This is a genomic window from Streptococcus azizii (assembly GCF_001984715.1).
GTDB classification, from domain to species: domain Bacteria; phylum Bacillota; class Bacilli; order Lactobacillales; family Streptococcaceae; genus Streptococcus; species Streptococcus azizii.
This window is the reverse complement of sequence record NZ_MSPR01000005.1, coordinates 88620-110186: the sequence shown is the minus strand read 5'-3', so window position 1 is coordinate 110186 and position 21567 is coordinate 88620. Positions and strand designations below refer to the sequence as shown.

General features: G+C 43.1%; 19 protein-coding genes. 15 read left to right on the top strand and 4 right to left on the bottom strand.

What is annotated here, in order from left to right; all coding sequences use genetic code 11:
• Nucleotides 1-476: 476 nt before the first annotated feature.
• Nucleotides 477-1262 (bottom strand): peptidylprolyl isomerase, encoded by a 786-nt coding sequence (locus BVE84_RS03980; protein WP_076995791.1) that lies wholly within the window; start codon nucleotides 1260-1262, stop codon nucleotides 477-479.
• Nucleotides 1263-1879: 617 nt separating this feature from the next.
• Between BVE84_RS03980 and BVE84_RS10945 the strand changes: the two genes are divergently transcribed.
• The 5 genes from BVE84_RS10945 (at nucleotide 1880) to gloA2 (ending at nucleotide 5789) form a co-directional block, all read left to right on the top strand.
• A complete protein-coding gene (locus tag BVE84_RS10945) occupies nucleotides 1880-2050 on the top strand; it encodes a hypothetical protein (protein WP_167366957.1) in 171 nt (56 codons plus the stop codon).
• A gap of 84 nt (nucleotides 2051-2134) precedes the next feature.
• A complete protein-coding gene (locus tag BVE84_RS03975; RefSeq protein ID WP_076995790.1) occupies nucleotides 2135-2419 on the top strand; it encodes a hypothetical protein in 285 nt (94 codons plus the stop codon).
• Nucleotides 2420-2607: 188 nt separating this feature from the next.
• Nucleotides 2608-2823: a PspC domain-containing protein gene (locus BVE84_RS03970; RefSeq protein WP_076995789.1), complete on the top strand. Its 216-nt coding sequence runs from the start codon at nucleotides 2608-2610 to the stop codon at nucleotides 2821-2823.
• A gap of 222 nt (nucleotides 2824-3045) precedes the next feature.
• Nucleotides 3046-5403, top strand: a complete 2358-nt coding sequence (locus BVE84_RS03965) for an FtsK/SpoIIIE family DNA translocase (protein ID WP_076995788.1) — start codon at nucleotides 3046-3048, stop codon at nucleotides 5401-5403.
• A complete protein-coding gene (gloA2, locus tag BVE84_RS03960) occupies nucleotides 5403-5789 on the top strand; it encodes an SMU1112c/YaeR family gloxylase I-like metalloprotein (RefSeq protein ID WP_076995806.1) in 387 nt (128 codons plus the stop codon). Before BVE84_RS03965 ends, gloA2 begins: the two co-directional genes overlap by 1 nt.
• 211 nt (nucleotides 5790-6000) lie before the next feature.
• Here the strand turns inward: gloA2 and BVE84_RS03955 are convergent, their stop codons facing one another.
• Nucleotides 6001-6351, bottom strand: coding sequence for a DUF3397 family protein (locus tag BVE84_RS03955; protein ID WP_076995787.1), 351 nt, complete (start codon nucleotides 6349-6351; stop codon nucleotides 6001-6003).
• A gap of 152 nt (nucleotides 6352-6503) precedes the next feature.
• Between BVE84_RS03955 and rplK the strand changes: the two genes are divergently transcribed.
• From rplK to BVE84_RS03940, 3 genes are all read left to right on the top strand, one after another.
• Nucleotides 6504-6929 (top strand): 50S ribosomal protein L11, encoded by a 426-nt coding sequence (rplK, locus tag BVE84_RS03950; protein ID WP_075103919.1) that lies wholly within the window; start codon nucleotides 6504-6506, stop codon nucleotides 6927-6929.
• 93 nt (nucleotides 6930-7022) lie between these two features.
• Complete coding sequence (gene rplA, locus BVE84_RS03945) at nucleotides 7023-7712, top strand: 50S ribosomal protein L1 (protein ID WP_076995786.1); 690 nt, start codon at nucleotides 7023-7025, stop codon at nucleotides 7710-7712.
• Between the two features lie 332 nt (nucleotides 7713-8044).
• Nucleotides 8045-9001 carry a glutathione S-transferase family protein gene (locus tag BVE84_RS03940; RefSeq protein WP_076995785.1) on the top strand — a complete coding sequence of 319 codons (957 nt, stop codon included), beginning with the start codon at nucleotides 8045-8047 and terminating at the stop codon, nucleotides 8999-9001.
• Nucleotides 9002-9358: 357 nt separating this feature from the next.
• On the opposite strand, the gene BVE84_RS03935 is transcribed toward BVE84_RS03940, so the two are convergent.
• On the bottom strand, nucleotides 9359-10330 hold the full coding sequence (locus tag BVE84_RS03935; RefSeq protein WP_083708217.1) for a beta-1,6-N-acetylglucosaminyltransferase: 972 nt from the start codon (nucleotides 10328-10330) through the stop codon (nucleotides 9359-9361).
• A gap of 94 nt (nucleotides 10331-10424) precedes the next feature.
• Between BVE84_RS03935 and BVE84_RS03930 the strand changes: the two genes are divergently transcribed.
• The 7 genes from BVE84_RS03930 (at nucleotide 10425) to BVE84_RS03900 (ending at nucleotide 18572) form a co-directional block, all read left to right on the top strand.
• Nucleotides 10425-12059, top strand: coding sequence for a putative polysaccharide biosynthesis protein (locus tag BVE84_RS03930; RefSeq protein ID WP_076995804.1), 1635 nt, complete (start codon nucleotides 10425-10427; stop codon nucleotides 12057-12059).
• A gap of 101 nt (nucleotides 12060-12160) precedes the next feature.
• A complete protein-coding gene (gene pyrH / locus BVE84_RS03925; protein WP_076995784.1) occupies nucleotides 12161-12895 on the top strand; it encodes a UMP kinase in 735 nt (244 codons plus the stop codon).
• Nucleotides 12896-12905: 10 nt separating this feature from the next.
• On the top strand, nucleotides 12906-13463 hold the full coding sequence (gene frr, locus BVE84_RS03920; protein ID WP_076995783.1) for a ribosome recycling factor: 558 nt from the start codon (nucleotides 12906-12908) through the stop codon (nucleotides 13461-13463).
• Nucleotides 13464-14610: 1147 nt separating this feature from the next.
• On the top strand, nucleotides 14611-15465 hold the full coding sequence (locus tag BVE84_RS03915; RefSeq protein WP_076995782.1) for a CvfB family protein: 855 nt from the start codon (nucleotides 14611-14613) through the stop codon (nucleotides 15463-15465).
• A gap of 57 nt (nucleotides 15466-15522) precedes the next feature.
• Nucleotides 15523-16890: a DUF1958 domain-containing protein gene (locus tag BVE84_RS03910; protein WP_076995781.1), complete on the top strand. Its 1368-nt coding sequence runs from the start codon at nucleotides 15523-15525 to the stop codon at nucleotides 16888-16890.
• 11 nt (nucleotides 16891-16901) lie between these two features.
• Nucleotides 16902-17117, top strand: a complete 216-nt coding sequence (locus BVE84_RS03905) for a YozE family protein (protein WP_076995780.1) — start codon at nucleotides 16902-16904, stop codon at nucleotides 17115-17117.
• A gap of 495 nt (nucleotides 17118-17612) precedes the next feature.
• Nucleotides 17613-18572 (top strand): PhoH family protein, encoded by a 960-nt coding sequence (locus tag BVE84_RS03900; protein ID WP_076995779.1) that lies wholly within the window; start codon nucleotides 17613-17615, stop codon nucleotides 18570-18572.
• Nucleotides 18573-19360: 788 nt separating this feature from the next.
• Here BVE84_RS03900 and ald read toward each other — a convergent pair.
• On the bottom strand, nucleotides 19361-20470 hold the full coding sequence (ald, locus tag BVE84_RS03895; RefSeq protein WP_076995778.1) for an alanine dehydrogenase: 1110 nt from the start codon (nucleotides 20468-20470) through the stop codon (nucleotides 19361-19363).
• Between the last annotated feature and the right edge of the window lie 1097 nt (nucleotides 20471-21567).

Sequence of the window (21567 nt, the reverse complement as noted above, 5' to 3'; positions counted from 1 at the left end):
AACGTGTAGCTTAATATCTAAGAAACTCTCCACTGGATAGTTTCTCCCCTATCCATAAGTGAAAATCGTTCACAACGGCTACAGCAAAATAGGAAAAGTTGCCCAAGTATTCTTTTGATTTTTAAAGACCATGAACAAAAAAGCTAGGAAAAGCTAGCTTCAGGTTGTAGACAAAGTATCTCTGAGAAAATTTGTCAATGTCAATATCGAAGGATAGTATCAGTGCTCTTATCTCTTCGTGAAAAGGCGAGCGAAGCGAGCTCATAACCGCTACTTTACGCCGTAGCAAAAAACACCAGAAACGTTATGTTTCTGGTGTTCGGAGATTTTGAGACTCAGGCTCAAAATCTAGGCATGAAATCCCGTAGGGAGTTGCTGCCGTCCGTGCTACCTAAGTAAAGTATCATAATAAAATAATCGTTTTGAAGAAAATAAATTTTTTCTTCAGTCTAAGGCTAGGAAAACCTAGCTTTTTCTTATTGCTTCATATCCTTCAAAATCTCAATGGATTCGATCTTGATGTCTGTTTTGGGTTTATCCTTTTCATCTGTCTCAGTTGCAGCAATGGTGTCCACAACGTCCATGCCTTCAATGACTTGACCAAAGACGGTATAGTCACCGTCAAGGCTTGGGTTTCCACCCGACTGATAGGCCTGTTTGATTTTGACGGGATATTTGCTAGAATCTAACTGTCCAGAAGCATTTTTGGTATTTTGGTTGATAAAGAACTGGCTACCGTTGGTATTGGGACCAGCATTTGCCATCGATAGAGCACCACGAATATTATAGAGAAAGGCTGAAATTTCATTAGTAAATCCTCTTCCTCTATCAATGGTATTATCTTTACCAGCCCAAATAGACTCTCCTCCCGTACCAGTTCCTTTGGGGTCGCCACCTTGAATCATAAAATCCTTGATGACACGGTGGAAGATGACGCCGTTGTAGTAGCCTTCTTTAGCATGGGTTAAGAAATTTTCAACTGCTAGAGGAGCCTGCTCTGGAAAGAGTTTTAACTTGATGTCTCCTGCAGTAGTTTTGATAAGAACAGCAGCTTCATTGTCTGCAATGTCCGCTGTCAACTGAGGGAAGGCCGCGTCTGGATTGTTAAGGGCATAGGCTAGATCTTTAGCATATTGGCTTGCAGCGCTTGTGTCTGTGCTAGATGTAGGTGCTGAGCTACTGGTTGAAGAGCTGCTTGTATTCGTAGCACAGGCTGAGAGCAGGAGGCTGGCTGCTAGAGCAAATAATAGTCGTTTTTTCATAAAGATTCCTTTCCTGTTTATGGATTAGTCTTATTGTAGCATGAATCCCTTCCTTTTTCAAAAGTCGAATGAAAGGATTGCGATTGCTAGTCCTTCTTGTGCTAGTTGACAAGCTATCTGTTAGGTGAATAGTTACCCCCTAGTGTATAATAGAAATAATAGGAGGATTCTACAGCCTATGAAGAGAGGTGGGAAACCAGATAGCCCAACCTTTTCTAGCATAGGAGAGAATGCTTAATGAATAGATTTTCATACTCTTAAAAATCAAAAGGATACTGGGTCAAGAGCCTCGGTGAACTGAACACGGGCTAAAAGCTCGGAAAAAAGATAGGCAGCTGTTTTGGCTTTAGCCAATTACAGCTGAGAATCCCTTTGGGATAGTTTTTCCTAGCTTCAAAGGTATGGTATACCTTTGAAGGCGGGAAATAGGAGTTTGCCAGAGCAAACTCTCAGCTACCCTCTTCGTCAAAACTCCTATTTTTGCTTTGCTCGCTTCAACAGTCTAGGAATAGACTGTTGAAGGTTGGAAATAAAACGAGTGAAACTTGTGTCAAACGCCCTTTGTATCTTAGTCTACTGCTGATTTTTATTGAGTATAAGGGAGGTAGCTACCATTGATGACAGTAGAAGAGCAAATCAAGGAATTGTATAAAGACCATGCCTGTATGCCCTATATTGCGCCAAACCGTGATGTAGCAACATGGCTATTGGAGGCAAAACCCGTTCCCAAGCGCAATATGGAGTTATTGGCAGATGGGCTGTTAGCAGGAGATATTATTCTCTTGTAGCGGATTCAGTTCGATACCTTTACAACTGAAACGGTCTTTCCTAAGTACTTTGAATACACCTATGGCATTGATGCCCCTAGGCATTTGGCAGATTTGGTAGAAAATGGGTATGCTTATGTAGAAAGAGCCTTTGATTCGCTGGATCACCTCAATGCGACGATGAAGAAACATATTCTAAAACAAAAAGGAATTGTAGGTCTATCTAAAATGAAAGCAGCAGATTTAGATCTAGCTTTGAAGGAGTATTTTTCAGAAGAAGAATTATCCCAAACCTTTAGTGTACGTGGTTATAAATTGACAGATAAGGGGCGGGCAGCTCTTGCGGCCAATCCTGGGGTTATTGACCGTCATCCGAAGAAAAAATTTTGATTTTTTTAAATAGTAAAAGGGGACTCCTGCCTATTTTTACTGGCTTTAGAGTAGTTTCTACCCTTGAAGAGAGAAAGGGGATCTTATCTGAATAGGCCTTCTTTTGAGTGTTGGTTCAAGAACTTGGCCCGGAAAGGGGCTACTTGTGGTATAATGGGATTAGAGACAGTAGAAATGGAGAACCAGAGATGCAAAAACGATTGATGCGAGATGGAAAAGATGTGAAAATTGCAGGTGTTTGTTCAGGAATTGCTAACTACTTCGGTGTTGATGCGACACTGGTGCGAGTTGTTTGGGGAGTCCTGGCCTTTGCCTACGGGATTGGTATCATTCCCTACCTCATCTGTTGGTGGGTGATGCCACTAGATGATGGGCGGGATGATGATCAGAAGATTATTTATTAACGATATCAGCTGGTGGAAGCGGGTAGAGTTTGCTATAATATGAGTACAGTAGAAGTTGTACTTTTACAGTTTCAGAGGCTACATCCCTTTCATAGCCATCCTACTCGCATGTTCTTCTCCCAAATAGATAAATAAACAGAATTCCTCAATGGGCTTGGCTTGTTGGGGATTTATGTGTTATCCCTTACTAGACCTGCCCGCAAAGTATGGTATAATGGAAACATGGCAAAACAAAAAACGACAAAAAAAGGGCGTACGACTAGACGTCCGACAAAGGCTGAATTGGCCCAACAAGAAAAAATAAAATCCCTATTATGCCGCTTTTTGGCAGTTATCTTTCTCCTTTTTGCTGCTAGCAGATTGGGAGTATTTGGCGTGACGGCCTATAATATTTTTCGTCTATTGGTTGGAAGTGTGGCCTATCTATTGATTGGGGCTCTTCTTGTCTATATCCTATTTTCAAAGAGACTAAGGCAACGCGAAGGGACCATTTCTGGTTTTTGGCTAGTATTTTTTGGTGTGTTGTTAGAATATCAGGCCTATTTTGACCTGTCCTATAAAGGAAAAGACTTGCTACACCACACCTTTCAACTAGCCTTGGCGGATCTCTCTGCCTTTCGGGTGAAGGAGTTTTTAGGTGGCGGTCTCATCGGTGGGACTGTGTACCTGCCGGTTTCTTTTTTATTTGCAGCGATTGGGACCTTCTTTATCGGAGTCCTTTGTATCCTCTTTGGCCTTTTCTTTATGAGTCCATGGTCTGTGTACGATGTGGCAGATGGTCTAGCCCTTTTGCGAGAAAAGTTTCAAGAACAATCGGCTATTCGGTCAGAAAAACGTGCTGAAAAAGCAGCAGCCAAGGCCCAACGTCAAGCGGAGGAAGAAGCAAGACGTTTAGCAAAAGAAGAAGTAGCAGCAGCTTCGACTAGTTGGGAAGAGCCAGCCATGGTTTCTCTCAGTGAACATTCGATAGTTGATGTGGATACAGGAGAAATCCTAGAAGGAAACGAGCGTGAGATTCCAATTCTTACAGAAGAGCGTGGAAGTGTTGATGAAGAAGAATTTCCGGTCTTATTGGCTGATGATGAAGAAGGGCAAGAGGAGTTGGAAGAAGAGTCGACAGAGGACATAGCGCTGGATTTCAAGCTGAAAACCAAACGAGCCTACCAGTTGCCCTCCATTGACCTATTTGCCCCCATCAAGGCCAAGAGTCAGACCAACGAAAAGAAAATTGTCCGCCAAAATATCAAAGTCTTGGAAGAGACTTTTGCAAGTTTTGGAATCAAGGTTGTGGTTGAGCGGGCGGAAATCGGTCCATCTGTGACCAAGTATGAGGTGAAGCCTGCAGTTGGTGTGCGGGTCAATCGGATTTCCAATCTGGCAGACGACCTCGCTCTCGCTCTGGCAGCCAAAGACGTCCGAATTGAAGCACCGATTCCAGGAAAATCCCTGGTCGGTATTGAAGTACCAAATTCTGAAGTGGCCACAGTACCCTTTAGAGAATTGTGGGAACAAGCCAAGACCTCTCCCACCAAGCTCTTGGACATTCCGCTTGGCAAGGCCGTCAATGGCTCTGTGCGTTCCTTTGATTTAGCGCGGATGCCCCATTTATTGGTGGCAGGTTCAACTGGCTCTGGGAAGTCTGTTGCGGTTAACGGTATCATCGCTTCGATTTTAATGAAGGCTGGACCAGACCAGGTCAAATTTATGATGATCGATCCTAAAATGGTTGAATTATCTGTCTACAATGATATTCCCCATCTCTTGATTCCTGTTGTTACCAATCCTCGCAAAGCTGCGCGAGCTCTCCAAAAAGTGGTGGATGAAATGGAGAAGCGCTATGAACTGTTTAGCCATTTGGGGGTGCGCAATCTAGAAGGTTACAATGCAAAAGTGACAGAGTTTAATCGCCACTCAGAAGAGAAACAGATTCCTCTACCGTTGATTGTCGTGATTGTCGATGAATTGGCAGACTTGATGATGGTTGCTAGCAAGGAAGTAGAGGATGCCATCATTCGCCTGGGGCAAAAGGCAAGGGCGGCTGGTATTCACATGATTTTGGCGACCCAACGTCCGTCTGTGGATGTCATCTCTGGTCTCATTAAGGCCAACGTCCCATCTCGGATCGCCTTTGCGGTTTCCAGTGGGACAGATAGTCGGACGATTTTAGATGAAAATGGGGCGGAGAAATTATTAGGCCGGGGAGATATGCTCTTTAAACCCATTGATGAAAACCATCCTGTGCGCTTACAAGGTTCCTTTATTTCGGATGATGATGTTGAGGTCATTGTCAACTTTATCAAACACCAAGCTGAGGCTGAGTATGATGAAGCCTTTGATCCTGGTGAAGTGACAGAAGGGGAGTTTGAAACTGGCTCAGGCGATGGCAGTAGTGGCGACCCGCTCTTTGAACAGGCACGGGCCCTCGTTGTTGAGACGCAAAAAGCTAGCGCTTCTATGATTCAGCGACGGTTGTCGGTTGGTTTTAACCGGGCAACACGCCTGATGGAAGAGTTGGAGGCAGCTGGAGTGATTGGTCCTGCAGAAGGGACAAAACCAAGGAAGGTGTTAGAGACGCAATGATGAATTTAGATATGGTACACCATATTGCCATCATCGGCAGTGATTATCAGAAAACAAAGGAATTTTATGTCGATAAGCTCGGATTTGAGCAGCTAGATGAACATATCCGTCCAGAAAAGCAAGATATTCTCTTAAATGTTCGCCAAGGAAATTTGGTTCTCGAAATTTTTATCAAACCAGATGCACCGCTGAGACCTGCTATGCCACAGCCAGAACATACCGGTCTGCGCCACCTGGCTTTTAAAGTCGCAGATGTAGAAGGTTGCTTGCAGGAGTTCGATGTACTCAATATTCCACATGGACCACTGCGCTATGACGACTATGATGGACGAAAAATGGCCTTCTTCTTTGACCCGGATGGATTGCCATTGGAGATACATGAGTGAGGAGAGGATGTGGATAAAATCTCAGTATCCTATATAAAAAAGCGAGTCCAGGTGAGCCTACTTTCGGAGGTCCATCTGGATTCGCTTTTGCTATCTATATTGAGTATTATACTCAATAAAAATCAAAAGTAGACTAGGAAACGAAGGCGAAGGTAGAACTAGCGTTCACCGAGACAAGGTGACAACGTATCCTTTTGATTTTTAAAGAGTATTAGGTCGTAAAAAGAGCGATGATGAGGGCCACATATAGGAAGAAGGTCACAATAAAACCCGCTCGCCAAAAGAATTTGAAAAAACGTAAATAAGAGAAACTGCGCCTCTTTCGTAAGAAATAATAGACAATGGCCAATGAAAGGAGGGAGAGGGCTAGGACCAAATGGGGCAATAAGCTATGGTAGTAGGCCTTGTCTGAAATGAGGTAAAATTCAAAAGCAAGGATGGGAAAGGCGATGTCAGCGAAGTTCCAGCCTTTTTTTTGCAAGCCAAAAAGCCTGATAATGGTAATCGAAATGATAAAGGAAAGTAGCAGGAGTAAAATCGCAGCAAATTTTAAAAATGTCATACCTTTATTTTATAAAAAAAGTGAGAGAAAGTAAACGTAGAGCTTGATTTTTCATCAAAATAATGTATAATAGGGAAGTATGTGAAAATCACATACTTGTGGGAGGTAAAAATCTATCATTACCGCAAAAACCACAATAGGAGGATTTAAAGATGGCTAAAAAAGTCGAAAAACTTGTAAAACTTCAAATTCCTGCTGGGAAAGCTACTCCAGCTCCACCAGTCGGACCAGCACTTGGTCAAGCAGGAATCAATATCATGGGATTCACCAAGGAATTTAACGCTCGTACAGCTGACCAAGCTGGTATGATTATTCCTGTCGTTATCTCAGTATACGAAGATAAATCATTTGATTTCATCTGTAAAACACCACCAGCTGCTGTTCTGTTGAAAAAAGCTGCAGGTGTTGAAAAAGGTTCAGGCACACCAAACAAAACAAAAGTTGCAACAGTTACTCGTGCACAAGTACAAGAAATTGCTGAAACTAAAATGCCAGATTTGAACGCTGCAAACCTTGAGTCTGCAATGCGTATGATCGAAGGTACTGCTCGTTCTATGGGATTCACCGTTGTTGACTAATCAATAGCGCCCACAACCCGCAAGACTTCATCATTTCTGATGAGTGACGTGGGAGATGAAAATCGATATGACCACATTACAAGGAGAATAAAAATGGCTAAAAAAAGCAAACAAATGCGTGCTGCACTTGAAAAAATCGACAGCACAAAGGCTTACAGTGTAGAGGAAGCTGTGGCTCTTGCACAGGAAACGAACTTTGCAAAATTTGATGCAACAGTAGAAGTTGCCTACAACTTGAACATTGATGTTCGTAAAGCAGATCAACAAATCCGTGGTGCAATGGTATTGCCAAACGGAACTGGGAAAACATCACGTGTATTGGTCTTTGCACGTGGGGCAAAAGCTGAAGAAGCAAAAGCTGCTGGAGCAGACTTTGTCGGTGAAGATGATCTTGTTGCGAAAATCAACGGTGGTTGGTTAGACTTCGATGTTGTCATTGCAACACCTGATATGATGGCGCTTGTTGGACGTCTTGGACGTGTCCTTGGACCACGTAACTTGATGCCAAATCCTAAAACTGGTACAGTAACAATGGATGTTGCAAAAGCAGTAGAGGAATCTAAAGGCGGAAAAATCACTTACCGTGCTGATAAGGCAGGTATCGTACAAGCGATTATCGGTAAAGTATCCTTTGGTGCAGAACAGTTGACTGAAAATTTCAAGGCTTTCCACGATACAATCGTTAAGGCAAAACCAGCTACAGCAAAAGGTACTTATATCACCAGCTTGACCATCACTACTACCCAAGGGGTGGGAATCAAGGTTGATCCAAATTCATTGTAAAAAACAAGATGTCTTATCGCTTGATAAGGCATTTTTTAGTACGGCTTATCCTGTGAGGTCTCATTGGTGAGACAATCCTAGTAACAATGACCAATGAGAAGTCAGCCCTCACAAAAGGAGGACTGATTAGCTGTTTAGATTATGACACGGATCGATATGTTATCGGTTAATGGAACCGCTGTGTGCTAGACTAGCACGCACGGTGGTGTGAAAGAGGCTAGTGATTAGTCCCTACTCGATTGCATACGTTGTGCGGCACGTCTCCTTTGTCCTTGTCTTTTTCTGATTTTTATGTTAGCGTATGATTATCACACTAACTAAAGGAGCAGATAATGGGACTGTTACAAGATGGTAAGTGGGTCGACCAATGGTACGATACCACATCAACTGGTGGAAAATTTGTGCGGACGGTTACACAGTTTCGTAATTGGGTTACAGAAGATGGTTCTGCTGGACCAAGTGGCGATGGTGGTTTTAAGGCTGAGTCTGGTCGTTACCATCTCTATGTCTCTCTGGCCTGCCCTTGGGCCTCTCGCACCCTCATCATGCGACACTTGAAAGGCTTGAAGGATCATATCTCTCTATCAGTTGTTCACCCTCTCATGCTGGAAAATGGCTGGACTTTTGAGCCTGCCAAAGGGGTTGTCCCCGATACAGAACTAGGAAGTGACTTTCTTTATCAGGTTTATCTGGCTGCAAAACCAGATTATTCGGGTCGTGTAACTGTTCCAGTTCTCTGGGATAAAAAGATCAAGACGATTGTATCGAACGAGTCGGCAGATATTATGCGGATGTTCAATTCAGCCTTCAATACTATTACAGGTAATACGGAAGACTATTATCCTGAAGGTCTACGAACGGAGATTGATGCTATGAATGACTTTGTCTATCCTACGATCAATAACGGGGTTTACAAGGCTGGGTTTGCGACAGCACAATCGGTATACGAGCGGGAAGTCACCAAGCTCTTTACTGCTTTAGATCAATTAGAGGAGTTACTGAGCCGGCAAGAGTATCTGGTGGGAGGACAGCTGACAGAAGCTGATATTCGTCTCTTTACGACTCTAGTACGGTTTGATAGTGTCTACTATGGTCACTTCAAGTGTAACCAACGTTCTTTGACCAGCTATCCCAACTTGTGGGCCTATACCAAACGTCTCTATCACACGAGAAATATCGCTGAAACAGTTAACTTTGACCATATCAAAGAGCATTACTATGGTAGTCACAGAACGATTAACCCCACTGGCATCGTACCAGTGGGACCAGACCTAGATTGGACCTTGTAGAAAACAGAAACGAAATGCCGATACCTCCTCCAACACAAAGCCCTCATTACTTTGGCAAACACTCAATAACCTTTACGATATAAGCTGAAAACCTCCACTGGAGGTTTTCATTTAACAAGATGGAACGATTGAGGAAAATCTTATGTAACTGAATTCGGGCTAGAAGTTCGGAGAACTGTTTCAACGGTCACCTAGCAATAAGAAAGTGACCAGAAAAGTTCGAGCTAAGAAACAGGAAAGCGAGGCTAGATTGACTCATTGGTTGCAAGAAACCTACTTCGATTTCCTATTTTTCATTCGGTTTTTTAACGGCTTCAGTGCCTATTCAGGCGGTGCTTTTTATGGAGTATGACATGGTTAATCGTTGACTTTTTCTAGAATAAAGTCTTTTAAAGCGGGGTATTTTTCCACATTGAATTTACGAGAGAAGAGGTGGCCGAGTTCACGCCCCTTTTCTAATTGGGCTATATCTGCTGGAGAGTCTGTCCACTCATGCGGATGGCCATCCCACCAGTTGATGTAGCGCAGATTGCCTTGGAATTCATCTGGAATATCATTCACGGCTTCATAATGGTAGATACGATCCAATAAATTGGCTCGTTTCAGAGTCATTGGAAAGAAATACTCATCGGAACAGAAGGTGAAGCGGAATTGTTTGCGAATCCAACTTTCGTGGGTAAGAATAGCTTCTAAGACGTCATGACTGATTGATTTCCATTCGGAGAAACCATCGAACCCCATTTCTTCTCGTTTTCCATGCAGTCGATCAACCTTGAGGGCTGTTTGGAGTTTATTTTCTAGAATCTGATAGGCTCGTAAGATTTTCCGCAAAACAGGGGACAAATTACGGGGGTTAATCCGACGAGATAGGTGGTAATGTTCTACCAATTTGTGGAGTTTTAACTCTTTAGCCTCTTCTTGGTTATAGCGGGTAATAAAAATCTTGTCCGATTTATCCGCAAAAAAGTCATGGATGGCATCTTGGGAGCGTAGGGGCATATCGGCCCCTGAAATAAGATGATATACGGCATAAGGGCCTTTCTGGCTAGCAGTATGATAGAGGATTAGTTCACATTCAACCAAAGAAAAATGTCCCCAGTAGACGGCAATTCGAGGAGTAAAATATACCTTGGAATGCTGCGTAGATGATAGCAATGCCTGCTTATCCTCCTCTGTGAAGGAACTTCGTTTGTCGATATGGATAAAAATATCATTGCGAGGGTCATCTAGGAGAGATAACTGAAAAGCTAGTTGCTCAAATTTATCATAGGCAATGATGAGATAGGCATGTCGCATTGTTTGATAGTCATTTTCTTTATTGGTCATCATTCTCTCATTTTAGCGCAAATGTTTTGGTTTTACAAGTTTTAAGGAAAAGTTTATAATGGATACTCAAACTAGTAAAAAGGTGAAAGTGGATACAATGGCAGAGAATACAAAGCAGACGAGGCAGCAAGAAACGATGGTCAGAGGGATGGCCTGGTTGACAGCTGGAAATTTTATCAGTCGCCTCCTGGGGCTTATTTACGTTATCCCTTGGTTTGTGTGGCTAGGCAGCCATAAAAATGAAGCGAATGCCCTGTTTAACATGGGCTATCAAGTATATGCAAATTTTCTTCTGATTTCAACGGTAGGACTTCCAACTGCGGTTGCCAAACAAATCGCCAAGTATAATGTGTTGGAAAAAGAGGAGGTTTCCTACTATTTGGTTCGTGAGTTTTTTAAACTTATGCTCTTTTTGGGAGTTGTCTTTGCAGGGATCATGTACCTTCTCTCTCCGACCTTGGCAGGGCTATCGGGTGCAAGGGAAGAACTGACGCCGGTCATGTATAGCCTGGTTCCTCCTATCTTCATCTTTCCAGCCATGAGTATCATGCGTGGATTTTTCCAAGGCCATAGTGACTTGAAACCTTATGCCATTAGCCAGATTATCGAACAGATTGTCAGGGTTATCTGGATTTTAGCAGGAACTTTCTATATTATGAAGCTCGGTTCCGGTGATTATTTGGAAGCGGTCATCCAATCGACTCTCGGAGCTTTCATCGGAATGATTGCGAGTGTGGGTTACTTGATTTATGTCCTGCATAAGGAAGGCTACATTAGCCGTATTATGAAGAAGCCAGATTCGGCTGTGTCCATTGATATAAAAGCTCTGGTCTTGGAAACGGCAAAAGAGGCTGTACCGATTATTATTTTGGGATCAGCTTTCCAGATTTATCAGTTTATCGATCAGATAACCTTTGTAAATGTTATGAAGTTTATCACCGACTTTACAAAGGAAGAACTACTTGTCCTATATTCTTATATGTTATCAAATCCGAGCAAAATTACCATGGTTATCATTGGGGTCACGAGTTCTCTGGGAAGTGTTGCGATTCCGATGATTACAGAGAGTTTTGTAAAAAAGGACCTGAAAGGAACCTCTCGCTTGATAACAGACAATGTGCAGATGCTTTTTATTTTTATCATTCCAGCTATTCTAGGGACAATCCTGTTAGCTCGACCACTTTATGTGAGCTTTTATGGAGCGGCTGAAAATGCAGCCATCAGCCTATTTAGGGTAAATTTACTCCTTATTTTCTTACAGGGGCTCTACGCTTTGTTCGGTGTTGTGATTCAAGCGATTTTTGAGAATCAAAAAGCGATCCTATATTTTTTGATCGGTATCATAGTGAAATCAATTATTCAGCTTCCATTTATTTATCTCTTCCAGGCCTATGGACCACTATGGGCAACAGGTGTTGGATTAGCGGTGACAACACTTTTGATTTATCATCGTGTCGAGCAGGTGGTGTCGGTTCAAAAGGAAGCCATCAAGAAGGATACCGTGATGATAGGAATTGTTTCCCTAGTGATGGGAGTGGTTGTTTGGATGTTGGAGCTTGGTCTCAGTAGGGTGCTTCCTCCAGTTGGTCGGACTGCGAGTGTCATCCATATCGTTGTGGCTGGCTCCGTCGGCGTTCTAATCTATGGTTATCTAACTCTGAAGACCCGCCAGTTGGATAAATTGATCGGTACACGGGCCTCTCGTTTACGTAAAAAATTACATATATCATAGAAAAGTCTCTCTCGGGAGATTTTTCTTTTTCTTTCTGTCCATGAGACTACATAAAATGAAAATTTTATGATAGAATGATAGAGATAGAATAGAGGAGTAAGATGATGAAACCAAAATATGAACGTATTCTGATAAAGTTATCCGGAGAAGCCTTGGCTGGTGAACGTGGTGTTGGAATCGATATTCCAACCGTTCAGAAAATGGCTCAGGAAATTCAAGAAGTGGCTGCTTCCGGTGTTCAGATTGCTCTAGTAATCGGTGGTGGTAATCTTTGGCGTGGAGAGCCTGCAGCAGTAGCTGGTATGGACCGTGTGCAGGCAGATTATACGGGAATGCTTGGGACAGTCATGAATGCCTTGGTGATGGCGGATGCCCTGCAACAAGTGGGTGTGGATACGCGTGTGCAGACAGCTATTGCGATGCAATCTGTCGCAGAGCCTTATATTCGTGGACGGGCTTTGCGCCATTTGGAAAAAGGAAGAATCGTGATTTTTGGTGCAGGTATCGGTTCTCCGTACTTTTCAACGGATACCACAGCAGCTCTTCGGGCAGCTGAGATTGAAGCAGATGCGATTTTAATGGCGAAAAACGGGGTAGATGGGGTCTACAATGCTGATCCTAAGAAAGATGCAAATGCGGTAAAATTCAATGAGTTGACCCACCGTGAAGTCATCAGTCGTGGCTTGAAGATTATGGATGCAACAGCTTCTACCCTATCGATGGACAACGATATTGACCTCGTCGTCTTTAATATGAATGAGCCTGGAAATATCAAACGTGTGGTATTTGGAGAGCAAATCGGAACAACTGTTTCCAATAACAAAGAAGTGAAGTAAAGGAGATTTTATGACAAAGGAAATTATTTCAAAAGCTCAGGAGCGTATGGCGCAGTCGCATCAAAGTTTGGCGCGTGAATTTAGCCATATTCGTGCTGGTCGTGCTAATGCCAGTTTGCTAGACCGTATCTCAGTCGAATACTACGGAGCAGCGACACCGCTCAATCAATTAGCAGGGATTACTGTCCCAGAAGCCCGCGTCCTATTGATTACGCCATTTGACAAGTCTATCCTGAAAGATATTGAGCGAGCGCTCAACGCGTCTGACCTTGGTTTGACCCCTCAATCTGACGGAACAGTGATCCGCTTGGTCATTCCGGCTTTGACAGAGGAAACCCGTAAAAATTTGGCTAAAGAAGTGAAGAAGGTCGGAGAAAATTCAAAGGTGGCTATCCGTAATATCCGACGCGATGCGATGGATGAAGCCAAGAAAGCCGAAAAAGCTAAAGAAATTACAGAAGATGAGTTAAAATCACTGGAAAAAGAAATTCAAAAAGTCACCGATGATGCTATTAAGAAAATTGACCAGATGACTGCGGAGAAAGAAAAAGAACTCTTAGAAGTCTAAGGTCTCGTAGGGCGGGGAGAAATCCCTTAGCCTTTTTGGTGCCATGGGATGATACTTGTCAAAAGTCAAACTCGGACATCCTTACCTCACCTTGCTGATTGAAACAGTTCGGTGAACTGTTTCAACGGTCACCTAGAAACAAGAAAGTGAGCCTAGAGGTTCGGTGAACTGTTTCAACGGTCACCTAGAAATAAGAAAGTGACCACAGAAGTTTGAGTCAAGAAAATGGAAGGCTAGGAAATAAGCCGAAAACCTCCCCTGGAGCTTTTCGCTCGTCGTATTTCCTATTTTGCTGTAGCCGTTGTGAACAATGTTCACTTACGGATACGGATGCCCTAGGGGTACACTTTGAGTTTTTTACGGGCTTTGTATCTTATGTGTAACTGAGTTCGGACTAAAAATGTTAGAAAAAAGATAGGCAGCTGTTTTGGCTTTAGCCAATTACAGCTGAGAATCCCTTTAGTGGATGAATCGGCTTGCTGACCTGAGTCACCTGCCCCAATTCCCTATTTTTCTTTCCATTTTCTTAACGTCCTCACATCTTAATTGAACACGCCCTAAACTCTGTGTGAAAAAGATAGGCAGCTGTTTTGGCTTTAGCCAATTACAGCTGAGAATCCCTTTGGGATATAGAAATAGTCAGGGGAGTGACTATTTCTACCTGAGCCTAGAAAATAAGAAGCGAAGATAGTCAGGGGAGTGACTATTTCTACCTGAGCCTAAAAACGAAAGAGCGAGGTCAATTAGGTGTTCAAACGTTTCTTCATCATGTTTCCTAATTTTCAGTCGCTTTTTAGACGCCCTTTGTATCTTGTAACTACCTGTGGTTTCATTGCCTCGTCAGAGTTATAGAGTATGAACAACAGACCAGGCGTGCCACCTATGCCTAACTGTATAACGAAAAGACTATCATCACTTGCTATCTACAAAAATAGGTAGTGAACAAAGCAGGCTCTTTGAAGATATTTCCCAGCCTAGTGGTAGTCCAGATTATCACTAGGTGCTTGTCGGAACGGGATGTTTGAGACGGCGGCTCAACAATGAGGGATGAAGCGCCAAAGAAGTTTACTCCCGTCCGCACTGTCTAGGGGAAATAGTAAACGATATTCAGTATAGGCTAGACGGCTATACCAATAGAAAGAATGAAATGAATCAATTATTAGCAACCATTATTAAGGGTCTGGTAACAGATGAGAACAAGGAGTTTTACTTTGTTCAAAAGGAGGGTGTGACCTTTGCTCTTGCAAAAGAAGAGGGACCCCATAAACTAGGTGAGTCTGTCAAAGGATTTGTCTATACGGATATGAAGCAAAGACCTCGCATGACGACAAAAGAGGTGGCTGCGACTCGCTCGAGCTTTGGCTGGGGAGAGGTGACTGAGGTGCGTCGTGACCTAGGTGTCTTTGTGGATACTGGTTTACCGGATAAGCAGGTCGTTATGTCTCTTGATTTTCTGCCAGATTTGAAAGAATTGTGGCCTAAAAAAGGTGACCAGCTCTATGTCCGCTACGATGTGGACAAAAAAGATCGAATTTGGGCTTTGCCTGCCCTTCAGGAAGATTTTCAAGGCTTGGCTGGCCCTGCCTATGATAATATGCAAAATCAAAACCTTAGGGCTATTGTCTATCGCTTGAAATTAACGGGAACCTTTGTCTATCTACCAGACCAGAATATGTTGGGCTTTATTCATCCAACGGAACGCTTTACAGAGCCGCGTCTTGGTGAAGAATTGCAGGTGCGGGTTATCGGTTATCGCCGAGTGGATCGGACCTTGAATTTATCTGTTAAACCACGTTCTTTCGAGATGTTAGAAAACGATGCGCAGATGATTCTGACTTATTTGGAGAGTAGGGGTGGATTTATGACCTTAAATGACCATTCTTCGCCAGGAGACATCCGAGCTACGTTCGGTATCTCCAAAGGTCAGTTTAAAAAAGCCTTGGGTGGTTTGATGAAGGCAGGAAAAATCAAGCAGGATGAACTGGGGACAGAGTTGCTCTAGGGCTAATGTTTGCTTGCATGTATTGTAGGAGTAGTTAAGAAAGATAGGAGTTGGAGAGTGAAGAAACTTGTAGCATGGTGTTTGGTGCTGGTTGTATCTGCTGTGTCAGTCCCAGTTTGGGCAGATGAATTGATGGATATTACGCGCGCAGCAGGGTATGATGTCAAAGAAATCAATCGTCCGAAGTCATCGATTATCATTGATGGAAATACTGGTGATATTGTCTGGCAAGACAATCCTGATGAAGTGCGTGATCCTGCGAGTATGAGTAAGATGATGACCCTCTACCTGGTTTACGAAGCGATGAGCCGAGGGACATTTACTGAAGATACGGTTATCACAGCAACTGCTACTGACCAAGCAATCGCAGGAATCTATGAAATTTCAAATAATAAGATTGTCGCAGGTGTCAACTATACTATTGGTGAATTGATTACCATGACAGTGGTCCCATCGTCCAATGCAGCTACTGTGATGTTGGCGAATTATGTTTCAAACAATGATCCAGATGCTTTTTTGGATATGATGAATGCCAAATCACAGGAACTTGGCATGACCAATACGTATTGGTCAAATGTGAGTGGAGCAGCAGCTGGTTCTTTTCAAGGTTACTTCAATCCAACGAGGTACAATCATGATGCAGCGAATCAGACGACAGCCAGAGACTTATCTATTCTTGCCTACCATTTTTTGAAAAATTATCCTGGTATTTTAGAATATACAAAGCATCCTGTGGTAACCGTCAAGGCGGGAACACCTTATGAAGAGACCTTTGAAACCTATAACTACTCACTTCCAGGCGCTAAATATGGAATAGAGGGGGTGGACGGTCTAAAAACAGGATCTAGTCCACGTGGTGCCTTTAACTACATGGCAACAGCCAAACGTGGCGAGCAACGCTTGATTAGCCTGATTATGGGAGTTGGTGACTGGTCTGACCAAGATGGAGAATACTATCGCCATCCATTTGGAAATGCCTTGCTTGAAAAAGCCTATGCAGACTATGAGTATAAAAAGGTATTGACTGCTGGTAAGCAGACAATCAATGGTCAAACCTATCAATTAGCTTCTGATGTTTATGCAACGGTGAAACGTGGACAAGAGCCGACCTATACAGTTGAAAATAATCAGTTGCGGGTCAATAATGGCTTGGAAACTGTTAGTCCCTTGATTTCAGATACTACGACTGTTGAGTCAAGTTCCAGCGCTACGGCTGATCAAGCCTCTAGCACTACAGCAGCAGCTGTAGTATCGCCAGCTGGCTGGAAGAAGCTAGTGACTACCTATTGGTATGCTTTTCTCATCCCAGTTGTCCTGATTCTAATTGCCCTCCCCTTTATTTTGGCGACTCGAAAGAGTAAAAAGCGTCGTGAAAGACGTGAAGAGCAGACAGAATTTCGCTCACGCCGTCGGCGCAGAAGGTAAGAGAGGCTGTTGTGAGAAAGAGTTTTTACAGTTGGCTGATGACCCAGCGTAATCCGAAAAGCCATGAGGCTGTAGCAGTCTTAGCAGATCTAGTCTTTGCGGAATCAGACTTTCCTAAGCAGTCAGATGAATTTGATGAAGTGAGTCGTTTTTTAGAAGAAAAAGCTAGTTTTACCTTCTCTATGTCCGATTTTGATCGCATTTGGGAAGAGTATTTGGACCATTGAGGTGAATGCTCTTGCAAGGGCAACTAGAGTCAGTGAAAACGACTAAAATCGTAGAGATGGAAAGGCATAGAGAAAGGAGCCTAAACGAATCTCTTCGCTTGCTTTATTGAGTATTCGTTCATGAAAAAATGCCTAGGAGCATTTCAGGTTGTAGACAAAGTATCTCTGAAAAAATTTGTCAATGTCAACATCGAAGGATAGTATCAGTGCTTTTAGCTCTTCGTGAAAAGGCGAGCGAAGCGAGCCCATAACCGCTACTTTACGCCGTAGCAAAAAACACCAGAAACGTTCTGTTTCTGGTGTTCGGAGATTTTGAGACTTAGTCTCAAAATCTAGGCATGAAATCCCGTAGGGAGTTGCTGCCGTCCGTGCTACCTAAGTAAAGTAGCATAATAAAATAAGCGTTTTGAAGAAAATAGACTTTTTCTTCAGTCTAAATGCCCTAGGGGCATTTTTTTGGTATAATGGAAAAAAGAGCGATAAAGGAGCAAGCTATTGCAAGAACATTCAATCGATATTCGCCTGTCTCATCCAGATGACATGCTGAGTTTGTTTGGCGCAAATGAACGTCATCTACGCCTGCTAGAGCAGGAATTGGGAGTAGTGATTCATGCCCGTACAGAAGTAGTACAGGTAATTGGTGAATCAGCTGATATAGAGTTGGTCCGTCTCATCATCCAGTCTTTACTGGTTTTAATTAACCGTGGTCTGACGATTCAGCTACCTGATGTGGTGACGGCTATTTCCATGGCTAAAAATGATGAAATTGAGAAATTTGTAGCGTTATATGAAGAAGAAATTATCAAGGATCACTACGGCAAGCCCATTCGTGTGAAAACATTGGGGCAAAAGATGTATGTGGATAGTATCAGGGATCATGATGTTGTCTTTGGGATTGGGCCAGCAGGGACAGGAAAAACCTTTCTGGCAGTGACACTTGCGGTAATGGCTCTCAAGCGCGGACAGGTCAAACGGATTATCTTGACGCGCCCTGCGGTGGAGGCAGGTGAGAGTCTAGGATTTCTACCAGGGGACTTAAAGGAAAAGGTGGACCCCTACCTTCGTCCCGTTTATGATGCCCTATACCAGATTCTGGGTAAGGAGCAAACGACGCGATTGATGGAGCGTGAGATTATCGAGATTGCTCCCCTGGCTTATATGCGTGGTCGAACCTTGGAAAACGCCTTTGTTATCTTGGATGAGGCTCAAAATACGACGATTATGCAGATGAAGATGTTTTTGACCCGACTTGGGTTTCATTCCAAGATGATTGTCAATGGCGATAGTAGTCAGATTGACTTGCCACGTAATGTTAGGTCAGGGCTGGTTGATGCGGCAGAAAAGCTGAAGAACGTTTCTCAGATTGACTTCGTATATTTTTCCGCTAAAGATGTGGTCCGTCACCCTGTTGTTGCTGACATTATCAAGGCCTATGAAGTAGAGGAGGAAAAGTAGCGTGGGAAGCGCGTTCTGGAAGACAGGATGTAGAGAGCCGTTCAGTTTTCATTTAGTACATCCTTAGAACCTGTATTTAGAGTTCGGCACTTCCATCCAATACTCTTTAAACCTCAACAGTAGATGAGGATACAAAGCTCGAAAAAACTCAAAGTGTACCTTAATATCTAAGAAGCTCTCCACTGGATAGTTTCTTCCATATCCATAAGTGAACACTGTTCACAAGGGCTACAGCAAAATAGGAAATTTGACGAGTGAAAGGTTGACAACGTATCCTTTTGTTTTGTAAAGGATCTAAATCCTCGGTGTGATAAATGGGGCTTCACATATTGTCTACACAGTTAGAAAATTAGTGTATCTTCTATTGCTTCGACGAGTGAAAAGCTCCAGTGGAGGTTTTCAGCCTACCACCTTTCATCAAAAAAGTGGTCGTTTGAAACTCCGTTTCCCTATTTCCAACCTTGCCCACTTCGCTCTCAAATTTCTAGGCTCAGACTGAAACAGTTCACCGAACTGTTTCAGTCTCCCGAATTATTGGAACTCACTTTGCCGTACTCTACGATTGTTACTGACTATCGTCAGTATGATTTCCAACCTTCAACAGCCATTAGACTGTTGAAACAACCTGCAGCTATTGGCACGAGTTCCCTCGTTTCATCACTAACCTCCACAAGTCTCCCACCTAGTGAAGCAAATACTAAAAGACTATAAAAAAAACAAAGATGGATTTCTGTTTTTTGATTATCCATCTTTGTTTTTTTATTAGTATTAAGGAAGGGAAATATTACTTATAGGAGCTCCTTAACATTTGTATAGCTTTTCTGTAGACCAGCAGCGACAGCTGGATTGGTGATGTAGCCTTTATATGTTGTTACCCCTTGGCAGAAACCAGCATCTTCCAACATGGTCTTTTTGAAGCCTTGATTTGCCAGTTTAATTATATAGGGTAGGGTTACGTTAGTGAGCGCAATGGTAGAAGTACGGGCAACAGCTCCAGGGATATTGGCAACAGCATAGTGAAGAACTCCATACTTTTCGTAGACAGGCTGTTCATGGGTCGTCACATGGTTAGCTGTTTCAACAACCCCGCCTTGGTCGACGGCCACATCTACAATGACAGATCCTGGACGCATTTGTTTGACCATGTTTTCCGTTACTAATTTTGGTGCTTTTGCTCCCGGCAGTAGGACTGCTCCAATGACGACATCTGCCTCTTTGACGCTCGCCTCAATGTTGAAAGGATTGGACATAAGGGTTTGGATTTGATTTCCAAAGACTTCTTCTAAAATCGAGAGACGCTTTGCACTGATGTCAAGAATAGTTACCTGTGCGCCAAGTCCCAGAGCGATTCGTGCTGCATGTGTACCGACTACTCCACCGCCAATAATGGTGATTTTTCCTTTAGGGACCCCGGGAACCCCGCCTAGAAGGACCCCAGACCCTCCTTCTTGTTTGGTCAGGAAATGGGCACCGATTTGAACAGCCATCCGACCTGCCACCTCACTCATCGGTGTGAGGAGTGGGAGTTGACCATTGTCTGTTACAGTTTCATAAGCGATCCCCGTCGTCTGGCTTGCCAGCATAGCATCTGCCAACTCGGGTGCTGCTGCCATGTGAAGATAGGTAAAGAGGAGTAAGTCTTTACGGAGGAAGCCATATTCTTCAGCCAAAGGCTCTTTTACTTTTACGACTAATTCACTGGCCCAAACTTCTCGAGCTGTAGGGAGAATCTTTGCTCCTTGTGCTTCATAGTCAGCATCTGTAAAGCCAGACCCTAGTCCAGCACCTTTTTCGATTACGACTCGATGGCCTTGGGCAACCAGACTTTGCACACCAGCAGGTGTCAGAGCCACACGGTTTTCATTATTTTTGATTTCTTTTGGAATTCCAATTAGCATAGTTAACCTCCTTATGCTCTGCGAGAATTTCTGCAAGCCAGCTCATACTGTTCAAGGATTAAAAGGATAATAGCATTGAATATGGCGCTTTGAACGAATTCAATGATTAAATTATCCACTGGATGATGTTACCTCCGTGATTATTGCTATCGTCTTGTTAGCAAATTGTAGCTGAGTTCAATTCTTGAAGTTTCTCAGCCTGCCTTTGATTCTCATTGAGTATGATTTCTATATCTTTAGTGTATATGAAACTACCCAGAAAATCAAGTGAGACTATGAATGTCTCGTTTATTTTAGGGAATGTAGAAGGCAAAGCCTTGTTTTTTCAAGGCTCGAAGGACTGGGGTGACGCGCCTTTTATCAACATAATCACGTAATGACTTTATTTTACCCAAATATGACTCGTTAGTATAAGGAATTACGAATAAATATAAGGACAGGTATTTATGGCACAGAGGGATTAGCCAGACGAAACCAAAGGTAGGGGAGGGGGGAAAGTCAAAGAGTTCCCCTCATTTCTAAACATATAGACTCAGGCTTTTAGAACCTTTCTTAACAGTCCAGCATCTTCCATCTTATACTCTTTAAAAATCAATAGGATGCGTTGTCAAGAGTCTCGGTGAATTGAACTCGAGCTACAACTCGCTGACAATAAAACTAATCCAGTGGATCAGTTTTACCCGAGCCAAGAAATCGGAAAGCGAGAATAAATACTCCTAGCTTCAAAGGTATGGTATACCTTTGAAGGCGGGAAATAGGAGTTTGCCAGAGCAAACTCTCAGTTGACTTCTTCGTCATGTTTCCTAATTTTCATTCGCTTTTTACACGCCCTTTGTATCTTGTTGTAACAACATTAGAGTGAGATGTTTGACGAGTATGCGTTCCTTGACAACTGAATAGCCCCACCCCCCTAAGAGCGTGACGAAGGATAAAAAGAAGAAAAGGGTGGTGAAGTAGCTAGAAAGAGATATCTAGTCCGGTCACACTAACGTAAAAGCATGGTCACAGACCATAAGCTGAAGGAGTTCGCAGTTCCTAGACTATAAACTGTGCATGAGAAAATACCGATGAAAGGATACGTCCTTTCACAGCACGGC

What these genes read in the sequence shown, in the direction of transcription:
- BVE84_RS03980 (WP_076995791.1), bottom strand. Translation starts at nt 1,262, where the DNA reads ATGAAAAAACGACTATTATTTGCTCTAGCAGCCAGCCTCCTGCTCTCA.
- BVE84_RS10945 (WP_167366957.1), top strand. Translation starts at nt 1,880, where the DNA reads ATGACAGTAGAAGAGCAAATCAAGGAATTGTATAAAGACCATGCCTGT.
- BVE84_RS03970 (WP_076995789.1), top strand. Translation starts at nt 2,608, where the DNA reads ATGCAAAAACGATTGATGCGAGATGGAAAAGATGTGAAAATTGCAGGT.
- BVE84_RS03965 (WP_076995788.1), top strand. Translation starts at nt 3,046, where the DNA reads ATGGCAAAACAAAAAACGACAAAAAAAGGGCGTACGACTAGACGTCCG.
- gloA2 (WP_076995806.1), top strand. Translation starts at nt 5,403, where the DNA reads ATGAATTTAGATATGGTACACCATATTGCCATCATCGGCAGTGATTAT.
- BVE84_RS03955 (WP_076995787.1), bottom strand. Translation starts at nt 6,351, where the DNA reads ATGACATTTTTAAAATTTGCTGCGATTTTACTCCTGCTACTTTCCTTT.
- rplK (WP_075103919.1), top strand. Translation starts at nt 6,504, where the DNA reads ATGGCTAAAAAAGTCGAAAAACTTGTAAAACTTCAAATTCCTGCTGGG.
- rplA (WP_076995786.1), top strand. Translation starts at nt 7,023, where the DNA reads ATGGCTAAAAAAAGCAAACAAATGCGTGCTGCACTTGAAAAAATCGAC.
- BVE84_RS03940 (WP_076995785.1), top strand. Translation starts at nt 8,045, where the DNA reads ATGGGACTGTTACAAGATGGTAAGTGGGTCGACCAATGGTACGATACC.
- BVE84_RS03935 (WP_083708217.1), bottom strand. Translation starts at nt 10,330, where the DNA reads ATGATGACCAATAAAGAAAATGACTATCAAACAATGCGACATGCCTAT.
- BVE84_RS03930 (WP_076995804.1), top strand. Translation starts at nt 10,425, where the DNA reads ATGGCAGAGAATACAAAGCAGACGAGGCAGCAAGAAACGATGGTCAGA.
- pyrH (WP_076995784.1), top strand. Translation starts at nt 12,161, where the DNA reads ATGATGAAACCAAAATATGAACGTATTCTGATAAAGTTATCCGGAGAA.
- frr (WP_076995783.1), top strand. Translation starts at nt 12,906, where the DNA reads ATGACAAAGGAAATTATTTCAAAAGCTCAGGAGCGTATGGCGCAGTCG.
- BVE84_RS03915 (WP_076995782.1), top strand. Translation starts at nt 14,611, where the DNA reads ATGAATCAATTATTAGCAACCATTATTAAGGGTCTGGTAACAGATGAG.
- ald (WP_076995778.1), bottom strand. Translation starts at nt 20,470, where the DNA reads ATGCTAATTGGAATTCCAAAAGAAATCAAAAATAATGAAAACCGTGTG.